At 63.4% G+C, this 16,859-nt stretch carries 19 protein-coding genes; 14 read left to right on the top strand and 5 right to left on the bottom strand.

The features are described from left to right. Positions 1-8: 8 nt before the first annotated feature. The 9 genes from AB0323_RS03870 (at position 9) to AB0323_RS03830 (ending at position 7,445) form a co-directional block, all read left to right on the top strand. Positions 9-308: an SHOCT domain-containing protein gene (locus tag AB0323_RS03870; RefSeq protein WP_366176183.1), complete on the top strand. Its 300-nt coding sequence runs from the start codon at positions 9-11 to the stop codon at positions 306-308. 229 nt (positions 309-537) lie between these two features. After that, positions 538-1,467, top strand: a complete 930-nt coding sequence (locus tag AB0323_RS03865; RefSeq protein ID WP_364538345.1) for an ATP-binding cassette domain-containing protein — start codon at positions 538-540, stop codon at positions 1,465-1,467. Further along, complete coding sequence (locus AB0323_RS03860) at positions 1,460-2,281, top strand: ABC transporter permease (RefSeq protein ID WP_366176182.1); 822 nt, start codon at positions 1,460-1,462, stop codon at positions 2,279-2,281. The genes AB0323_RS03865 and AB0323_RS03860 overlap by 8 nt, the downstream gene beginning before the upstream one ends. Then, a complete protein-coding gene (locus AB0323_RS03855) occupies positions 2,278-3,111 on the top strand; it encodes an ABC transporter permease (protein WP_366176181.1) in 834 nt (277 codons plus the stop codon). Before AB0323_RS03860 ends, AB0323_RS03855 begins: the two co-directional genes overlap by 4 nt. A 67-nt stretch (positions 3,112-3,178) precedes the next feature. After that, the gene (locus AB0323_RS03850; protein WP_364538339.1) at positions 3,179-3,751 is read left to right on the top strand and encodes a hypothetical protein; all 573 of its coding nucleotides are present in this window, start codon (positions 3,179-3,181) and stop codon (positions 3,749-3,751) included. Between the two features lie 10 nt (positions 3,752-3,761). Beyond that, positions 3,762-4,595 (top strand): exodeoxyribonuclease III, encoded by an 834-nt coding sequence (locus tag AB0323_RS03845; protein ID WP_366176180.1) that lies wholly within the window; start codon positions 3,762-3,764, stop codon positions 4,593-4,595. A gap of 19 nt (positions 4,596-4,614) precedes the next feature. Continuing rightward, entirely contained in the window at positions 4,615-5,706 is a 1,092-nt protein-coding gene (gene trpS / locus AB0323_RS03840; RefSeq protein WP_364538335.1) for a tryptophan--tRNA ligase, read from the top strand. A 4-nt stretch (positions 5,707-5,710) separates the two neighbouring features. Then, positions 5,711-6,400 (top strand): 2'-5' RNA ligase family protein, encoded by a 690-nt coding sequence (locus AB0323_RS03835; protein WP_366176179.1) that lies wholly within the window; start codon positions 5,711-5,713, stop codon positions 6,398-6,400. Between the two features lie 133 nt (positions 6,401-6,533). Next, entirely contained in the window at positions 6,534-7,445 is a 912-nt protein-coding gene (locus AB0323_RS03830; protein ID WP_366176178.1) for a YihY/virulence factor BrkB family protein, read from the top strand. Positions 7,446-7,514: 69 nt separating this feature from the next. Here AB0323_RS03830 and AB0323_RS03825 read toward each other — a convergent pair whose 3' ends face one another. The 5 genes from AB0323_RS03825 to sdhC form a co-directional block, all read right to left on the bottom strand. Continuing rightward, the gene (locus tag AB0323_RS03825; RefSeq protein ID WP_366176177.1) at positions 7,515-8,279 is read right to left on the bottom strand and encodes an alpha/beta fold hydrolase; all 765 of its coding nucleotides are present in this window, start codon (positions 8,277-8,279) and stop codon (positions 7,515-7,517) included. A gap of 121 nt (positions 8,280-8,400) precedes the next feature. After that, entirely contained in the window at positions 8,401-9,183 is a 783-nt protein-coding gene (locus tag AB0323_RS03820; RefSeq protein WP_078105990.1) for a succinate dehydrogenase iron-sulfur subunit, read from the bottom strand. 1 nt (position 9,184) lies between these two features. Next, on the bottom strand, positions 9,185-10,984 hold the full coding sequence (gene sdhA, locus AB0323_RS03815) for a succinate dehydrogenase flavoprotein subunit (protein ID WP_366176176.1): 1,800 nt from the start codon (positions 10,982-10,984) through the stop codon (positions 9,185-9,187). A gap of 92 nt (positions 10,985-11,076) precedes the next feature. Beyond that, complete coding sequence (locus tag AB0323_RS03810) at positions 11,077-11,571, bottom strand: succinate dehydrogenase hydrophobic membrane anchor subunit (RefSeq protein WP_366176175.1); 495 nt, start codon at positions 11,569-11,571, stop codon at positions 11,077-11,079. 3 nt (positions 11,572-11,574) lie between these two features. Next, positions 11,575-11,955: a succinate dehydrogenase, cytochrome b556 subunit gene (gene sdhC / locus AB0323_RS03805; RefSeq protein WP_078105987.1), complete on the bottom strand. Its 381-nt coding sequence runs from the start codon at positions 11,953-11,955 to the stop codon at positions 11,575-11,577. A 238-nt stretch (positions 11,956-12,193) separates the two neighbouring features. Between sdhC and AB0323_RS03800 the strand changes: the two genes are divergently transcribed. From AB0323_RS03800 to AB0323_RS03780, 5 genes are all read left to right on the top strand, one after another. Then, complete coding sequence (locus tag AB0323_RS03800; RefSeq protein ID WP_366176174.1) at positions 12,194-13,327, top strand: sugar phosphate nucleotidyltransferase; 1,134 nt, start codon at positions 12,194-12,196, stop codon at positions 13,325-13,327. 90 nt (positions 13,328-13,417) lie between these two features. Beyond that, positions 13,418-14,617 (top strand): amidohydrolase, encoded by a 1,200-nt coding sequence (locus AB0323_RS03795; RefSeq protein ID WP_284981096.1) that lies wholly within the window; start codon positions 13,418-13,420, stop codon positions 14,615-14,617. Between the two features lie 321 nt (positions 14,618-14,938). Continuing rightward, positions 14,939-15,373, top strand: a complete 435-nt coding sequence (locus AB0323_RS03790) for a MarR family transcriptional regulator (RefSeq protein WP_366176173.1) — start codon at positions 14,939-14,941, stop codon at positions 15,371-15,373. 32 nt (positions 15,374-15,405) lie between these two features. Beyond that, positions 15,406-15,837, top strand: a complete 432-nt coding sequence (locus tag AB0323_RS03785; protein ID WP_366176172.1) for an organic hydroperoxide resistance protein — start codon at positions 15,406-15,408, stop codon at positions 15,835-15,837. Then, on the top strand, positions 15,834-16,853 hold the full coding sequence (locus AB0323_RS03780; protein WP_366176171.1) for an NADP-dependent oxidoreductase: 1,020 nt from the start codon (positions 15,834-15,836) through the stop codon (positions 16,851-16,853). The genes AB0323_RS03785 and AB0323_RS03780 overlap by 4 nt, the downstream gene beginning before the upstream one ends. The last annotated feature ends 6 nt before the right edge of the window (positions 16,854-16,859 follow it).

Genomic DNA, 16,859 nt, shown 5'->3' with positions numbered 1-16,859 from the left:
GACTGGACATGTTGACATCACTGAGCACCACCATCGGCGCCGCGGCCGCGCAGCTTCCCGCCGACGTCGTCCATGGACCGGGGGACGGATTCGTCTTCTGGCCGTTTTTCCTCCTGATCCCGCTGTTCTGGATCCTCGTCATCGGATTCTTCATCTTCTTCGGCCGCCGGATGTGGCGCCGGAACCACTACTGGGCAGCAACCCAAGGCGCCGAAAGCGTGCTGAGGGAGCGCTACGCACGGGGCGAAATCGACGAGACCGAGTACCGCCAGCGCCTGGACGTGCTGCGGGCACATCCGACCAAGTGAGGAGCCTGCGGATTCTGCTGGATCACTCGTCTGGATAAACCATCAGGCCTTGGAAGCAAGAGGTTCCAGGGCCTGAGGTTTGGAGTGATCCAGCAGAACGTCGCGCGGGGTCCTGCAGGTTACTCCAGAAAATTGCGGAATACCTCTTTCACGTATTCCTTGGCTCTACTAGTCTGCTGGGGTGCACAATGAAGCCACCCGCTCTTTCTCCACGTCAGCCAGCTTCCAGATGAACCCACCCGCAGTCATCACAGCCGAAAACCTCACCAAGAGCTACGGCGAGCTCACGGCCGTCGACGGTATTTCCTTCGAGGTCCCGGCAGGGGAGTCCTTCGGACTGCTTGGCCCCAACGGCGCCGGCAAATCGACCACCATGAAAATGATCGGCGGAGTCTCGCAGCGCACGTCCGGGAAGCTCAGCATCATGGGCCTGGACCCGGAAACCCATGGTCCGGAAGTCCGTGCGCACCTCGGAGTGGTGCCGCAGCAGGACAACCTGGACGAGGAACTGAAGGTCCGCGAAAACCTGATTGTCTACGGCCGCTACTTCGGCCTGCCCTTGAGCTACTTGCGTCCCAAGGCCGATGAGTTGCTCGAGTTCGCCCAGCTGACGGACAAAGCCAAGTCCAGGGTCGATGCCCTCTCGGGCGGCATGAAACGGCGTCTCACGATAGCCCGCTCGCTCATCAACGAGCCCAAGATCCTGCTCCTGGACGAACCCACTACCGGCCTGGACCCGCAGGCCCGCCACATCCTTTGGGACAGGCTGTTCCGGCTCAAGGAACAAGGCGTCACCCTGATCCTCACCACGCACTACATGGACGAGGCCGAACAGCTTTGCGACCGGCTGATCGTCGTGGACAAAGGCAGGATCATGGCCGAAGGCTCGCCGGCGAGCCTGATCCGCGAATATTCCACGCGCGAGGTGCTTGAACTCCGCTTCGGTTCCGAACGCAACGCCACCATCGGCATCGAACTCGCGGGCATCGGCGAACGCGTCGAGACGCTTCCGGACCGGGTGCTCATCTACGCGAACGACGGCGAATCGGCCCTGGAGCAAGTCTCCGCACGGCGGCTGCGTCCCCTCACCTCGCTGGTGCGGCGTTCTTCGCTGGAGGACGTCTTCCTCCGGCTGACCGGACGGAGCCTCGTTGATTAGCGCCCACTCGCCGGCCGTTTCAGCCAGCCGGGCGAAGCGCTGGGGATCCTTCTTCTACGCCGAACAGGTCCTGCGGGTGATGCGCGGCTACGGCTGGTCCGTGTTCCTGTACAGCGTGGGCCAGCCGGTGGCCTATCTGTTCGCCATGGGAATCGGGCTGGCGAGCCTCGTGGATGCGAACAGTGCGGCGGTGTTCGGTGGCGTGAACTACTTGACCTTCATCGCGCCGGCACTGTTGGTCTCATCCGCGGTCATGACGGCGTCCGGGGACTTTTCCTACCCGATCATGGACGGTTTCAAATGGCGCCGCGTGTTCTACGGCCCGCACGCCTCACCTCTGGTACCGCAGCAGATCGCCGCGGGCCACATCATGGCAAGTGCCTTGAAGTTCCTCGTGCAATCAGCGGTGTACTTCGCCATCGTGGCCATGTTCGGCGCCTCGCCGAGTCCGTGGGGCTGGGTGTCGGCGATAGTTGCCACAGTGGCCGGTTTGTCCTTCGGGCTGCCGCTCATGGCCTATGCCTCAACCATCACCAAAGACTCCGGCCAGTTCGCGTTGGTGCAGCGATTCATCGTGGTGCCGCTGTTCCTGTTTTCGGGCACCTTCTTCCCGCTGGATTCGCTGCCTCTTGGGGTGCGCTGGATCGGTTGGATCTCCCCGGTGTGGCACGGAACGCAACTGGGCCGCGTCTTCACCTATGGACTCGAGGAGAATCCCTTGTTGACCCTGACACACGTCGTGTTCCTTGTGGGCGCCGCCGCGGCGGGTTGGACGCTGACGCGGCGCCAGTTCGTCAGGAGGATGGGGGCATGAGCGTTCTGACCGGGGGCCATAGCGCCACTGACGCTGCCCGTGAACGTACCTTCGGCCCGTTGTACTCCCGCAACGCGCTTGCTGTTGTGTCCCGGGGCCTCATGGCAGCGAAAAGCAGCACGTGGTTGATCCTTGTGTCCGGATTCTTCGAACCGGTCCTGTACCTCATTTCCATGGGCGTTGGACTCGGGCCCATAGTGGGTACCGTGGCGGGACCGGGCGGCCAGGAAATCAGTTATGCGGCCTATATCGCACCCGCGCTCCTGGCCGTGTCCGCAATGAACGGCGCCGTCTATGACTCCACCTGGAATGTCTTCTTCAAGATGAACTTCGCCAAGCTGTACCAGGGAATGCTCTATACGTCCCTCGGACCATTGGACGTAGCCATCGGGGAGATCTTCCTGGCCTTGCTGCGCGGACTCCTGTATGCCACGGGGTTCACTGCCGTCATGGCTGTCATGGGACTCATCACCACGCCATGGGCCATTCTCGTCATCCCGGCCTCGGTACTGATCGCTTTCGGCTTTGCGAGTTTCGGCATGGGCGTCACCAGCTTCATGAAGACCTTCCAACAGATGGACTGGATCAACTTCTTCATGCTGCCGATGTTCCTTTTCAGCGCCACCTTCTACCCCCTCAGCGTCTATCCGCAATACATCCAGTGGCTCATCCACGCGATGCCGCTGTGGCACGGCGTGGAACTCCTGCGGCAGATCAGCATTGGTTCCTTCAGCCCGGCCACGGCAGTCCATATCGCCTACTACCTCGTGATGATCGCCCTGGGGATAACGCTCACCACCGGAAGGTTGCGCAAGCTCTTCCTGAAATAGCCGCACAGGCTGTTCGCCGGGGGTGGAAGCGGGCGGTTCGCCGCGCGGAGTTTGCGACAATGGGTGCATGCGATCCCTCGGCGATTCCCCGTCATCTGTTCCCTCGTCCGCTTCCGCCAGGAGCCCTTTCAAAGGCTTCCGCATCGGTGGACTGGGCATGACGGTGGTGCTCATCGCTTTCCTGGTGGCTGTGATCTTCGCTGCCAACCATAACGACGTCGTCGGCTGGATCGTCGCCGTTGTCTCCTTCGGCTGGCTTGCGCTCGCCGCCTTCGTGGTCTTCAGCATCCAGAAGGCTGCCAGGCGCGCCGGTGAAAAACTCACCGAGGCACAGAACGCCTTCAACGCGGCAACCGGCCGGGCGCCGTCGTCGTCGAGCGCGGACCACGGGGGCACACGGGTGGTCTCGGAACGGAACGAAGCCGATGAAATCCGGGACCTCAAACTGGACCACTCTTTTAAGATCGTCCAGGTGCAAGTACGCGTGGTGGAGGACGAACGCGCCAAGGGCGACGCCGCCGATCAGGACACCATAGACCGCGCCTTGGAGACCATCGCCATCACGTCGAGCAATGCCCGGGACATGATCAAGTCCTCCGGCGGCGGTGACGAGCCCGTCTCGGGCACCATCATCGACTAGAGTAGGCGGGGTGAGCTCGGCATTGAAGAAGGACTTCCTTCGCATCGCAACGGTCAACGTCAACGGCATTCGCGCCGCCTTCAAGAAGGGCATGGCGGAGTGGCTGGAACCGCGCGACGTCGACATCCTGTGTCTGCAGGAAGTCCGCGCGCCCGATGAGGTGGTTCAACAGCTCATCGGCGAAGGCTGGTACATCCTGCACGCAGAAGCCGAGGCAAAGGGCCGTGCCGGCGTTGCGATTGCCTCCCGGCAGGAACCGGGTGCCACCCGCGTGGGCATCGGTGACGACTACTTCGCCACCACTGGACGCTGGGTCGAGGCGGACTACGTCGTTCGGGACGGCGCCGGCAAGGACACCACCCTGACGGTCGTCAGCGCTTATGTGCACTCCGGCGAAGCGGACACGCCCAAGCAGGTGGACAAGTACCGCTTCCTGGATGTCATGACTACGAGGCTTCCGGAACTTGCCAAGCACAGCGAGCATGCACTGGTTGTCGGCGACCTCAACGTGGGCCACACCGAGCTCGACATCAAGAATTGGAAGGGCAACACCAAGCGTGCCGGTTTCCTTCCTGAGGAGCGCGCGTACTTCGACCGCTTCTTCGGCGACGAGATCGGATGGAGGGATGTCCACAGGGGCCTGGCAGGAAATGTCGATGGCCCCTACACCTGGTGGTCCCAGCGCGGTAAGGCCTTTGACACTGACACGGGCTGGCGCATCGACTACCACTTGGCCACTCCCGGACTCGCGGCAGCCGCACTTTCGGCCGTCGTCGACCGGGCGCCTTCGTGGGACACCCGTTTCTCCGACCACGCACCGCTGGTAGTCGACTACCAGCTCTAGGCTTTCGAAAGTTTTCCTCATGACCAGTTCCACCACGACTGAACCCGCTGCAGCCGCAGCCAAGGCAACATCCACCAAACTGGCCGCCGGAGCAAAGCACCGCGTGCTCTCCGGCATGCAGCCCTCTGCTGACTCCCTCCACCTGGGCAACTACCTTGGTGCCTTGGTCAACTGGGTCCGGATGCAGGACGAATATGACGCCATCTTCTTCATCCCGGACCTGCATGCCATTACGGTGCCGCAGGATCCCGCCGAGCTGGCCCGCCGGACCCGCGTCACCGCTGCGCAGTACATCGCCGGCGGCGTAGACGTGAACAAGTGCACGCTCTTCGTCCAGTCCCAGGTTCCTGAGCACGCCCAGCTGGCGTGGGTCCTTGGCTGCATCACCGGCTTCGGCGAAGCCTCGCGCATGATCCAGTTCAAGGACAAGTCGCTGCAACACGGCTCCGACCACGCGAGCGTCGGGCTCTTCACGTACCCGATCCTGCAGGCAGCGGACATCCTGCTGTACCAGCCACACGGGGTACCCGTAGGCGAAGACCAGCGGCAGCACATTGAACTCAGCCGCGACCTCGCCCAGCGTTTCAACAGCCGCTACGGAGAGACGTTCCAGGTGCCGCAGGCCTTTATCCAGAAGGAAACGGCAAAGATCTACGATCTCCAGAACCCCACGGCCAAGATGTCCAAGTCCGCGGAGTCGCCGGCCGGCCTGATCAACCTGCTCGACGACCCGAAGATCACGGCCAAACGCATCAAGTCGGCAGTCACGGACACCGAGACGGAAATCCGCTTCGACCGCGAAACCAAGCCAGGGGTATCCAACCTGCTGAGCATCTACTCGTCCATCAGCGGCCAGCCGGTGGAGAAAATCGTTGCGGACTACGAAGGCAAGATGTACGGCCACCTGAAGGTGGACCTCGCTGAACTCGTTGCAACCCACCTCGGGCCGATCCGGGACCGCGCCAACGAGCTTCTGGCCGATCCTGCCGAGCTCGACCGGCTCCTCGCCCACGGGGCGGACAAAGCCCGGGAGATAGCCGCGGCCACGCTCGCCGACGTCTACGCCAAGGTGGGCTTCCTGCCATACGGCGGAGCACAAGGAATCCGCTAAAGCCATGTGCGCAGCTGCCAAGCTCAGCGTGCAGGCCGGCTCCCTTTCAAGGGGGGCCGGCCAGGCCTCTGATGCCCGCCTGGACGCGGGGGCACACGAGTCTGCCAGCGCGTGCGGGGGCAACCTGTGCGTGGGGGTCATCCTGGGTTTCCCCCGGGAAGTCGCCCAGGAACTGAAGCAATGGCGCGCTTCCTTCGGTGATCCCATGGCGGACGTGATCCCGGCCCACATCACCCTCGTGACCACCACGCCTGCCCAGGACTGGGAAGCCACCCTCGAGCATGTTCGCGACGTCGCCCGTCGCCAGACACCGTTCAAGATCACGATTTCCGGCACGGGTTCCTTCAGGCCGGTATCACCGGTGGTGTTCCTGAAGGTCGAAGACGGTTTCGAGGAGTGCGTGGGCCTGCACGAACAACTGCAGAGCGGCCCCCTGGAACGCGATCTTCCTTTCCCCTACCACCCGCACGTGACGGTAGCCCACGACGTCGCTCCCGAAAGCCTGGACGAGGCCGAAACGGTGCTGAAGAACTACACCGCCACCTTCCCGGTGGCTAGCATGGGACTTTACGAGCACGATGACAACGGCATTTGGCAGCTACGGGAAGAGCTCGACTTTGGCGGCGACGCAGACCAATCACGGAAAAGCACAGCACAACGACCGGCAGGCGGAAACGCCACCACTGCCGACTGACGGGGCGCAGCTGAAGCTGCAGCTCATTCACCGTCAGGTCGAATGGGGTAAAGCCCGGCGCTCAGGCAATAGAAGCGCCTCAATACCGGCGTTTATCAACCTCGCCCTCGCCCGGCTGAGCAACTTCCGGCCCATGCGCGCCTTCAACCTCTACAACCTCCGCCACGGTCCGCTCTTGAGCGCCGGCATAGGCTTCACCATGTTCTTCTCCATCACGGGCCTGCTGGCCACGGGATTCGCCGTGACCGGCTTGGTCCTCAACGGGCAGCCCCAACTGGTTGATTCAATCGTCTCAAGCGTTGCCACGGCGGCCCCTGGGCTCCTGAAAGCCAACGGAGGCAACGGCCTGGTGGATCCGCATGATCTCCTGAACCCCACAGGCCTCGGCTGGACGGCTGCCATCGCCGCGGTCGTCACGGTATTTACCGCGCTCGGCTGGATCGCGGGGATCCGGGAGGGTCTTCGCGGAGTCTGCGGGCTTGAGCCCGTGCAGGAGAATCCGCTGCTGATGAAGGCCCGCGACGCCGGTACACTCCTGCTGCTCGGCGCAGCCTTGGTGGTCAGCGCCGGTGTCTCGCTCGTGTTCGGGACAGCGGCCGGATGGATTATCGAACGGCTCGGCTTGGCGGACGCCGTTGCCGGCCCCGTCACCTGGCTCGTCCGCACGGCCGTTCCACTGGTCCTCAACTGGGCGACGGCGGTCATCATGTTCCGCTTCGCAGGCCGCCTGAAACTTCGCCGCCAAGCGTTCCTGGAAGGCACGGTGCTGGCCGGTGTCGCGACCACCATCCTGCAGATCTTCAGCACGGAGTTGCTGGCGAATGCCGGACGGAACCCCATCCTGGCCTCATTTGCGATCATCATCGGGCTTCTCATCTGGTTCAACCTGGTCAGCCAGGTCTACTTGGTGTCCGCCTCGTGGGCGGCCGTCAGGGAAGCGGATACGGGCGTGCACGAGCACCCCAAGCCGGCCCTCGGATCACGGCACCCGTCGCCGCACACGTTCCACGCAAGGGCTGCTGAGGGCAGCCAGAGCCCCAACTGACTGGCAGTTGTTGTCGTTTTGGAGCTTCATAACGACAACAACTGCGAGCTAGTTGGGCTGGGTCTCGCGCTAGTCGCCGAGGTACTGCCCGGCCCAGGCCGAGATGATCCCTGCCACACGGGCGGCCTGTCCTTTGCCCGTCAAGAGGTGGTCACTGCCTTCGAGCGAAATGAAGCTCCGCGGATGCCGCGCCGTTTGGAAGATCTCGCTGGCATTGTCGATGCCCACGGTGTTGTCAGTGGGGGAGTGCAGCACCATGAGGGGCCTGTGCAGGGTACGGATGCAGTCCCTGAGGTCGGCCTTCTCCACGTCTTCCACAAAGTGCCTGCGAACCTCCATGCGCCTGCCGCCCAGGTTGACCTCGGCTCTGCCTTCGCTGAGGATCGTGCTCACTTCGGCGTCGAACATGTGCTCCACGTGCTTGGGCTCGAACGGGGCGCCCACAGTCGCAACGGCACGGACCTCGGGCAGGCTGAGGGCGGCCGCCAGTACAGCCGCTCCGCCGAAGGAGTGGCCCACCAGCAGGGAGATTTTCTTGTCATCGGCGCGCATGAACTCTGCGGCGCGGATGGTGTCCGCCACTTTGACGCTGAACGATCCGGCGGACCATTCGCCGGCGGAGTCGCCCAGTCCAAGGTTGTCGAAGCGAAGCATGCCGACTCCGAGATCCGCCAGGCCCTTGCAGATCCGCGAGGCAGAGGGACTGTCCTTGCCGAGGGTCAAACCATGGGAGAACACGCCCCAGCCCCGGACCGGGCCCTCAGGAACGTCCACGATCCCTGCCAGGAGATCTCCGGTGCTGCCTTCGAAGCTGATCTTCACGGATTTGGACACCTTGTCCGCCTTTCGTTGGGCGAGTTTGCCCGGCCTTCCCGGGCGACTCTTAAACAACGACGACGGCGCCCCTCACCAGAGCGGTGGGCGGCGCCGTCGTCGTCGTATTCTGAATTCTCGACTAGATCTTGCGTGCCAGGATGGCTTGCTTGACCTCGGCGATGGCCTGGGTCACCTGGATGCCACGCGGGCAAGCCTCCGAGCAGTTGAAGGTGGTGCGGCAGCGCCACACGCCTTCCTTGTCGTTGAGGATTTCCAAGCGCATGTCACCGGCGTCGTCGCGGGAATCGAAGATGAAACGGTGCGCGTTCACGATGGCGGCCGGGCCGAAGTACTGGCCGTCCGTCCAGAACACGGGGCAGGACGACGTGCAGGCAGCGCACAGGATGCACTTGGTGGTGTCGTCGAACCGTTCACGGTCCTCCACCGACTGCAGGCGTTCCTTGGTGGGCTCGTGGCCCTTGTTGATCAGGAACGGCATGACCTCGCGGAAGGACTGGAAGAACGGCTCCATGTCCACGATCAGGTCTTTCTCCACCGGGAGGCCCTTGATCGGTTCAACGGTGATGGGCTTGGAAGTGTCCAGGTCCTTCAGCAGGGTCTTGCATGCGAGGCGGTTACGGCCGTTGATGCGCATCGCGTCGGAGCCACACACGCCGTGTGCACAGGAACGGCGGAAGGACAGCGAGCCATCGATTTCCCACTTGATCTTGTGCAGGGCGTCCAGCACGCGGTCGGTGCCGTACATCGTGAGCTGGTGGTCTTCCCATACGGGCTCTTCCGAGACCTCAGGATTGTAGCGTCGCACCCGCAAAGTGATGTTGAAGGTGGGGATTTCCCCACCCCCACCAATGTGCGCGGGCAGTTCGATCTTGGATGCTGGCTCAGCAAGTTCAGCAGACATCTTAGTACTTCCTCACCATCGGCTCGTAGCGCGTAAAGACAACAGGCTTGGTGCCGAGCCGGATGCCCGCGATTGCTTCCGCAGATCCGTCCGCTGGGGCGTGCTCATCCTTATACGCCATGGAGTGCTTCATGAAATTTTCGTCGTCGCGCTCCGGGAAGTCCTCCCGGAAGTGGCCTCCACGGGACTCCTCGCGGTGCAGGGCAGCAACTGTCATGACTTTGGCCAGTTCCAGCAGGAAGCCCAGTTCCACCGCTTCGAGCAGATCAAGGTTGAAGCGCTTTCCCTTGTCCTGGACGCTGATGCGCTGGTAGCGCTCTTCGAGGGACGCGATGTCCTTGAGCACCTGGTTCAAGGTGTCCGCGGTACGGAACACCTGCATGTTGGCATCCATGGTGTCCTGCAGTTCCTTGCGGATCGCGGCAACCCTTTCGCCGCCGTCGGAAGTGCGGACGTGGTTCAGGAGGTCAAGTGTGTAGGCCTCCGGGTCTTCCGGGAGTTCCACGAAGTCAGCCGTCTTGGCGTATTCGGCGGCAGCAATACCCGCCCGCTTGCCAAAGACGTTGATGTCCAGCAGCGAGTTGGTACCCAAACGGTTGGAGCCGTGGACGGAGACACAAGCAACTTCGCCGGCCGCGTACAGGCCCGGCACGATGGTGTCGTTGTCTTGCAGGACCTCGGTGGTGATGTTGGTGGGGATGCCGCCCATGGCGTAGTGCGCAGTCGGGAACACCGGTACCGGTTCCGTATACGGTTCGACGCCGAGGTACGTGCGCGCGAATTCGGTGATGTCCGGAAGCTTCGCGTCAATGTGGGCGGGCTCAAGGTGGGTGAGGTCGAGGAGGACGTAGTCCTTGTTCGGGCCGCAGCCGCGTCCTTCGCGGACTTCGTTCGCCATGGAACGGGCCACGATGTCGCGGGGAGCGAGGTCCTTGATGGTGGGGGCGTAGCGTTCCATGAAACGCTCGCCCTCGGAGTTGCGAAGGATCGCGCCCTCGCCGCGGGCAGCTTCCGAGAGGAGGATGCCCAGGCCTGCGAGACCGGTCGGGTGGAACTGGAAGAACTCCATGTCCTCCAACGGGATTCCGCGGCGGAAAGCGATGCCCATGCCGTCACCGGTCAGGGTGTGGGCGTTGGAGGTGGTCTTGAAGACCTTTCCTGCGCCGCCCGAGGCGAACACCACGGACTTGGCCTGGAAGACGTGCAGTTCGCCGGAGGCGAGGTCGTAGGACACGACGCCGGCGACGCGCTTCTGCTTGTACGGCGTTCCGTCTTCGCGGACGGCGTCTTCCTCGACGGTCAGCAGGTCCAGGACGTAGTACTCGTTGTAGAACTCAACGTTGTGCTTGACGCAGTTTTGGTACAGCGTCTGCAGGATCATGTGGCCGGTGCGGTCTGCCGCGTAGCAGGCGCGGCGGACGGGAGCCTTGCCGTGGTCACGGGTGTGGCCACCGAAACGGCGCTGGTCAATGCGGCCTTCGGGCGTGCGGTTGAACGGTAAGCCCATCTTCTCCAGGTCCAGCACGGCGTCGATGGCTTCCTTCGCCATGACCTCGGCTGCATCCTGGTCAACCAGGTAGTCGCCACCCTTGACGGTGTCGAATGTGTGCCACTCCCAGTTGTCCTCTTCGACGTTGGCGAGGGCTGCACACATGCCGCCCTGGGCCGCGCCGGTGTGGGAACGGGTGGGGTAGAGCTTGGTCAGTACTGCGGTGCGTGCGCGCTGGCCGGATTCGATCGCGGCGCGCATGCCGGCGCCGCCGGCACCGACAATAACGACGTCGTACTTATGGACCTGCATACCAGATGCTCTTTCTCTCTAAGTCAGATGGTCGGCGGAGCCTGCTCCGCGTGTTGTGCACCGCCGGACTAGCCGGTGGTGCAGCGGAGCCGCTACGGCGCCGGGCAGAACCCGCCCGGCAGCTGAACGCCGTTGACGACGGGGCACGGGTTGAACGTGAAGATCACCAGCGTGCCAAGGACGACGATGGCGACGGTAGCCGCGTAAAGGATCACCTTGAGCCACAGGCGGGTGGCGTCCTTCTCGGCGTAGTCGTTGATGATGGTGCGAACGCCGTTGGTGCCGTGCAGCATGGCGAGCCACAGCATGGCCAGGTCCCAGAACTGCCAGAACGGGTCGGCCCACTTGCCGGCAACGAAGCCGAAATCGATGCCGTGGATGCCCTCGCCCACCATGAGGTTCACAAAGAGGTGGCCGAAGATCAGGACCACGAGCACGACGCCGGAGAGCCGCATGAACAACCACGCGAACATCTCGAAGTTCCCCTTGGAACCGGTGCCGCGACGGTACTGCGGAGCAATCTTCCCGCTGCCGATTTTTCCGCTGCCGTTTTTTCCGCTGCGCGGGGTTTGAATGTCAGTGCTCATGGCTTAGTGGCCTCCCAGTGCGAGTGACAGGTGGCGGATGGCGAAGGCCCCGAAAACGACCAGCCACAGTACCAGGACGGTCCACAGCATCTGGCGCTGGTACTTTGCGCCCTTCTTCCAGAAGTCAATGGCGATAACGCGCAGGCCATTGAAGGCGTGGAAAACGATCGCTGCGACGAGGCCCGTTTCGCCCAGGGCCATGAGGGGGTTCTTGTAGGCGCCGATAACGGCCGTGTAGGCCTCCGGGGACACACGCACCAATGAGGTGTCCAGCACATGGACCAACAAGAAGAAAAAGATCACAACACCGGTAATGCGGTGTCCAACCCAGGACCACATGCCTTCACGGCCGCGGTACAAGGTGCCAGCTGGTTTTGTCGGCACTGAATAAACCTTCCTGCAACACAGCGGCGCTTGCACGGGATCCATGCGGGGGGAACGCCAGCCGCGAGAGCACTCGTAGCTCAGCCTAAATCTAGGCTTCGCTCACAGCTTATTCAATTTTGGTACCCCTTTTTGTAACGAGAGCGCTGGTGTTCGCCTGAATTCCGGTCTTTTCGCCGCGAGGGTGAGACGAAGACCACAAAGTGGGACTTGCGCGGGTGTCCGATAAGGTGTTGCGGTGAGTACAGAAAACGCTGCAAGCCCCGAATCGCCCCTGCGTCACTTCCATGCGGTTATTCCGGCCGGCGGAGTGGGCACGCGCCTGTGGCCGCTTTCGCGTGCGGCCGCGCCCAAATTCCTGCATGACCTCACGGGTTCGGGAAGCACCCTTCTACGGGCTACCTACGACCGTCTCGAACCGTTGGCCGGCAACCGCGTGCTGGTGGTTACGGGCGTGGCGCACCGGGTTGCTGTCTGCCGCCAGCTTCCCGAAGTGGGCGACGACGAACTGGTCCTCGAAAGCGAACCGAAGGACTCGGGAGCAGCGATCGGCCTCGCCGCCGCCATCCTGTACCGTCGCGACCCGGACACCATCATGGGCTCCTTCGCCGCCGACCACGTCATCAGCCCGGACAACCTCTTCCAGGAAACGGTCCGCGAGGCCATCCACACTGCGGCTGCCGGAAAAATCGTCACCATCGGCATCAAGCCCACGCACCCTTCGACCGGGTTCGGTTACATCCGCACCGGCGACTTGCTCAATATCGACGACGCACCGAACGCGCACGCTGTGGTCGAATTCGTCGAGAAGCCGAGCGAGGACATCGCCAATAAGTACCTCGAAACGGGCGACTACGTCTGGAATGCCGGTATGTTCGTCGCCCCCGTTGCACTCATGCTCAAGCACCTGGAGGCAAACCAGCCGGTCTTGTTTGCCGGGCTGCAGGAAATCGCCGACGCCTGGGACACCCCGGAACGCGACGAAGTGACCGCTCGGGTGTGGCCCACGCTGCCGAAGATTGCCATTGACTATGCCGTGGCGGAACCCGCCGCAGCGGCGGGGGATGTCGCCGTCGTGCCCGGTACCTTCCGCTGGGACGACGTCGGAGACTTCGCCGCGATCGGTCGCCTCAACAATGCCGGCGACGTCGATGAAGTGACGGTCCTCGGGGAAGGCGCCCGTGTCTTCACCGAGAACGCCAGCGGCGTGGTTGTCTCCGACACCAAGCGCGTGATCGCCCTTATCGGGATCAAGGACGTCGTGATTGTCGATACGCCGGACGCGCTGCTTGTCACCACGAAGGAGCATGCCCAGCGGGTCAAGGGTGCAGTGGACGCACTCAAGGCCAGCGGGGACACCGACGTTCTCTAGCGCCCGTTCTCTAGCGCCCGCTTGCGGCACTGTCCGTAACCAAGAGACCCCTTTCGCTATTCGGAGGGCGCGGATGACTAGAGTTGTGAGGTGCGCAATTTCACTACCGAAACCGAGCCGACCCCAGTGGTGAAGCCGTGGCTTGACGATCTCCTGCCGGAACTCATTGAATTCCGGAGGGATCTGCATGCGCACCCTGAGCTTTCCTTCAAGGAATTTCGCACCACGGACAAGTTGGTTGAACGGCTCGAAGCGGCAGGACTTGAACCCCGCCGGCTGGAAGGATCGGGGCTGACGGTCGACGTCGGCGAGGGGCCCATCGCCACGGCCCTGCGCGGAGACATCGACGCCCTCCCCATCATCGAAGAGACGGGCCTTCCGTTCGCGTCGAAGAACCACGGTGTCACCCACGCTTGCGGGCATGACGTCCACACCACGAGCATGCTTGGCATTGCCTTGGTGCTGCACGCCATGCACCAGGAGTCCCCTTTGGGCGGCACGGTGCGCATCATCTTCCAGCCGGCAGAGGAAACCATGCCCGGCGGTGCCCTGTCCTGCATCGAGCAGGGCGTGCTCCAGGGCGTCCCGCGAATTCTGGCGCTGCACTGCGATCCGCGGATCAACGTCGGCAAGATCGGCACCCGCATCGGCGCCATCACTTCGGCCTCGGACACCATCAAAATCGAACTGACCGGACGTGGCGGCCATACTTCCCGACCGCATTTGACCGAAGACCTGGTCTTTGCGCTGGCCCAAATTGCCGTCAACGTCCCGGCCGTCCTGTCCCGTCGCGTGGATGTGCGCAGCGGCGTTTCGGTGGTGTGGGGCCAGATCGCGGCAGGTTCGGCACCCAACGCCATCCCGGCCAACGGCTACATGGCCGGCACCATGCGTTGCCTCGACAGGGACGCTTGGCATAGCGCAGGGGAGTTGCTCGACGACGTCGTCCAGCAGGTTGCCGCGCCGTACGGTGTGGACGTGCACCTCGAGCACACCCGAGGCGTCCCTCCCGTGGTCAACTCGGAACACGAGACTGCCATCATCGAGGCCGCGGCCCGCGCGGAACTCGGCGAGCACGCCGTCGTCCTGACGCCCCAGTCCATGGGTGGGGAGGACTTTGCCTGGTTCCTGGCCGACCTGCCGGGTGCCATGATGCGGCTCGGGACCCACACGCCCGGCGGCGAGGAATACGATCTCCACCGCGGTGACTTCATCGTCGACGAGCGTGCCCTCGGCTTCGCGATCCAGGTCCTGGCCGCCGCCGCGCTGCGAACCATCCGGGATCTCTAAAACTGCGACGCCCGCTCACTTATATCGTCCAATCGGCGGTCGCTCGCTCACTTATGTGGGTCGATCGGCGAAAACAACGGGATCCTCCTGCAGATTATCTGCAGGAGGATCCCGTCGGTTGGGGTTGTTTGTGAGCGGGGGTTGGTGGGGTTGGGGTTGTTTGTGAGCGGGGGTTGGTGGGGTTGGGGTTGTTTGTGAGCGGGGGTTGGTGGGGTTGGGGTTGTTTGTGAGCGGGGGTTGGTGGGGTTGGGGTTGTTTGTGAGCGGGGGTTGCGGCCCAGTTGAGTTGTGCACAATTTAATTGTGAGCTATCGTTATGATCATGAACGAAGCCCCACGCCTCGACCGCCAGGTCTGTTTCGCGCTCTACTCCGCCTCGAAGGCGGCCACGGCGGTCTACCGGCCGGTGCTGGATGAGCTTGGGCTGACATATCCGCAGTACCTCGTGATGCTGGTGCTCTGGGAAAACGAGCCTCGAAGCGTCCGGGAACTGGGCGTCGAGCTGGGACTCGACTCGGGCACCTTGTCACCGCTCCTCAAGAGGCTTGAAGCGTTGGGCTTCGTGGAGCGCCGGCGTTCAGCCGAGGATGAGCGTCGCGTCGAGATCCACTTGAGCGATGCCGGGCGGGCCCTTAGTGCCCGGGCGGGGGCTGTCCCGCAACGCCTCGCCGACGCCGCGGGCTTGAGCACCGCTGAGCTCGCGCAGCTTCACGACACCCTGGGCCGGCTTACCGCAGCCCTCCATTCAGCCATCTGATCGTCCATCCCATCGAAGGAAAAGGAACCACAGTGAAGACTTTGTACACAGCCGAGGCGCTTGCCTCGGGCGAAGGCCGCGAAGGCAACGCACGCACCAATGACGGCAAGCTGGACGTAGCGCTCGCCAGCCCGGTGGAACTGGGCGGAAATGGCCAGGGCACCAACCCCGAGCAACTTTTCGCAGCCGGGTACGCTGCATGCTTCCATTCGGCACTCAGGTTGGTGGGACGCAAGGCCCGGGTGGATCTGACTGATTCCGCCGTCGCCGCCAAGATCCATTTCGGTGCCTTGGAGGGCAGCGAGGGATACGGCCTCGCCGCGGAGCTTGAGATCGCGCTGCCTGCCCTCGACAGGGAAACCGCCGAGCAACTCGTGGCCAAGGCCCACCAGATCTGCCCCTACTCCAACGCGACCCGCGGGAACATCGCCGTCGACATCAAGCTTGTGGAGGTGGCCGCATGAGCGCCGCTGTTCCCAAGAGCACCCGCGAAATCCAGCTGGCATCCCGCCCGCAAGGACGCCCAGTCCAGGAGAACTTCCGGCTGGACGAGACTGATCTACCGGAGCTGCAGGACGGCCAGATCCTGGTCCGCAACGAGTTCATGTCGGTCGATCCCTACATGCGCGGCCGCATGAACGACGCGAAGTCCTATTCGGCGCCTTTCCGACTCGACGCAGCGCTCGACGGCGGTGCGGTGGGTGAGGTGATCGCGTCCCGTTCCGAGGCGCTCAAGGTGGGTGACGTCGTCGTGCACCAGCTCGGCTGGCGCGAATATTCAGTGGTGGATGCAGCAAGCGCGACGCCGGTTCCGGCCGGCCTGGCGCCGACGTCGGCGTTCCTCGGAGCGCTTGGCATGACGGGCCTGACGGCGTATGCCGGGCTGCTCAAGGTAGCTGAGTTCAAAGCCGGGGACGTCGTCTTCGTTTCCGGTGCCGCAGGCGCAGTGGGTTCGATTGTCGGCCAGGTCGCCAAGGCCATGGGCGCCTCCAAGGTGATCGGCAGCGCCGGTTCCCCGGAGAAGGTGGCGCGCTTGCTGGAACTCGGCTTCGACGCGGCCTTCGACTACCACGACGGTCCGGTGGCGAAGCAGCTCCGTGAGGCGGCGGGAGAGCGCGGCATCGACGTCTACTTTGACAACGTCGGCGGCGAACACCTTGAGGCCGCCCTCGCGGTCCTCACTGTGGGTGGCCGCGTGGCAATGTGCGGTGCTATTTCCCAGTACAACTCCACCGAGCCCACACCGGCCCCGCGGAACCTGGCCGTGGCGATCGGAAAACAACTGACCCTCCGTGGCTTCCTCGTGGGCGGCCAGCGGCAACACGCCGCCGAGTTCGCCGAGAACATGGCCGGATGGCTGGCCGACGGAACGGTCCGCTACGACGAGACAATCGTCGACGGGCTCGAAAACGCGCCGAAGGCCTTCATCGACCTCTTGGACGGAGCCAACACAGGCAAGATGCTGGTCCGCCTGCACTGAGACTGC

The sequence above is a fragment of the Arthrobacter sp. NPDC080031 genome (genome assembly GCF_040702485.1).
Classification (GTDB): Bacteria; Actinomycetota; Actinomycetes; order Actinomycetales; family Micrococcaceae; genus Arthrobacter.
This window is presented reverse-complemented; position numbering and strand designations above follow the sequence as displayed.

Bases quoted from the DNA above. Each gene is read 5' to 3' on its own strand.
- AB0323_RS03870 (WP_366176183.1), top strand. From the start codon at position 9: ATGTTGACATCACTGAGCACCACCATCGGCGCCGCGGCCGCGCAGCTT.
- AB0323_RS03865 (WP_364538345.1), top strand. From the start codon at position 538: ATGAACCCACCCGCAGTCATCACAGCCGAAAACCTCACCAAGAGCTAC.
- AB0323_RS03855 (WP_366176181.1), top strand. From the start codon at position 2,278: ATGAGCGTTCTGACCGGGGGCCATAGCGCCACTGACGCTGCCCGTGAA.
- AB0323_RS03850 (WP_364538339.1), top strand. From the start codon at position 3,179: ATGCGATCCCTCGGCGATTCCCCGTCATCTGTTCCCTCGTCCGCTTCC.
- trpS (WP_364538335.1), top strand. From the start codon at position 4,615: ATGACCAGTTCCACCACGACTGAACCCGCTGCAGCCGCAGCCAAGGCA.
- AB0323_RS03835 (WP_366176179.1), top strand. From the start codon at position 5,711: ATGTGCGCAGCTGCCAAGCTCAGCGTGCAGGCCGGCTCCCTTTCAAGG.
- AB0323_RS03830 (WP_366176178.1), top strand. From the start codon at position 6,534: ATGCGCGCCTTCAACCTCTACAACCTCCGCCACGGTCCGCTCTTGAGC.
- AB0323_RS03820 (WP_078105990.1), bottom strand. From the start codon at position 9,183: ATGTCTGCTGAACTTGCTGAGCCAGCATCCAAGATCGAACTGCCCGCG.
- sdhA (WP_366176176.1), bottom strand. From the start codon at position 10,984: ATGCAGGTCCATAAGTACGACGTCGTTATTGTCGGTGCCGGCGGCGCC.
- AB0323_RS03810 (WP_366176175.1), bottom strand. From the start codon at position 11,571: ATGAGCACTGACATTCAAACCCCGCGCAGCGGAAAAAACGGCAGCGGA.
- AB0323_RS03790 (WP_366176173.1), top strand. From the start codon at position 14,939: ATGAACGAAGCCCCACGCCTCGACCGCCAGGTCTGTTTCGCGCTCTAC.
- AB0323_RS03780 (WP_366176171.1), top strand. From the start codon at position 15,834: ATGAGCGCCGCTGTTCCCAAGAGCACCCGCGAAATCCAGCTGGCATCC.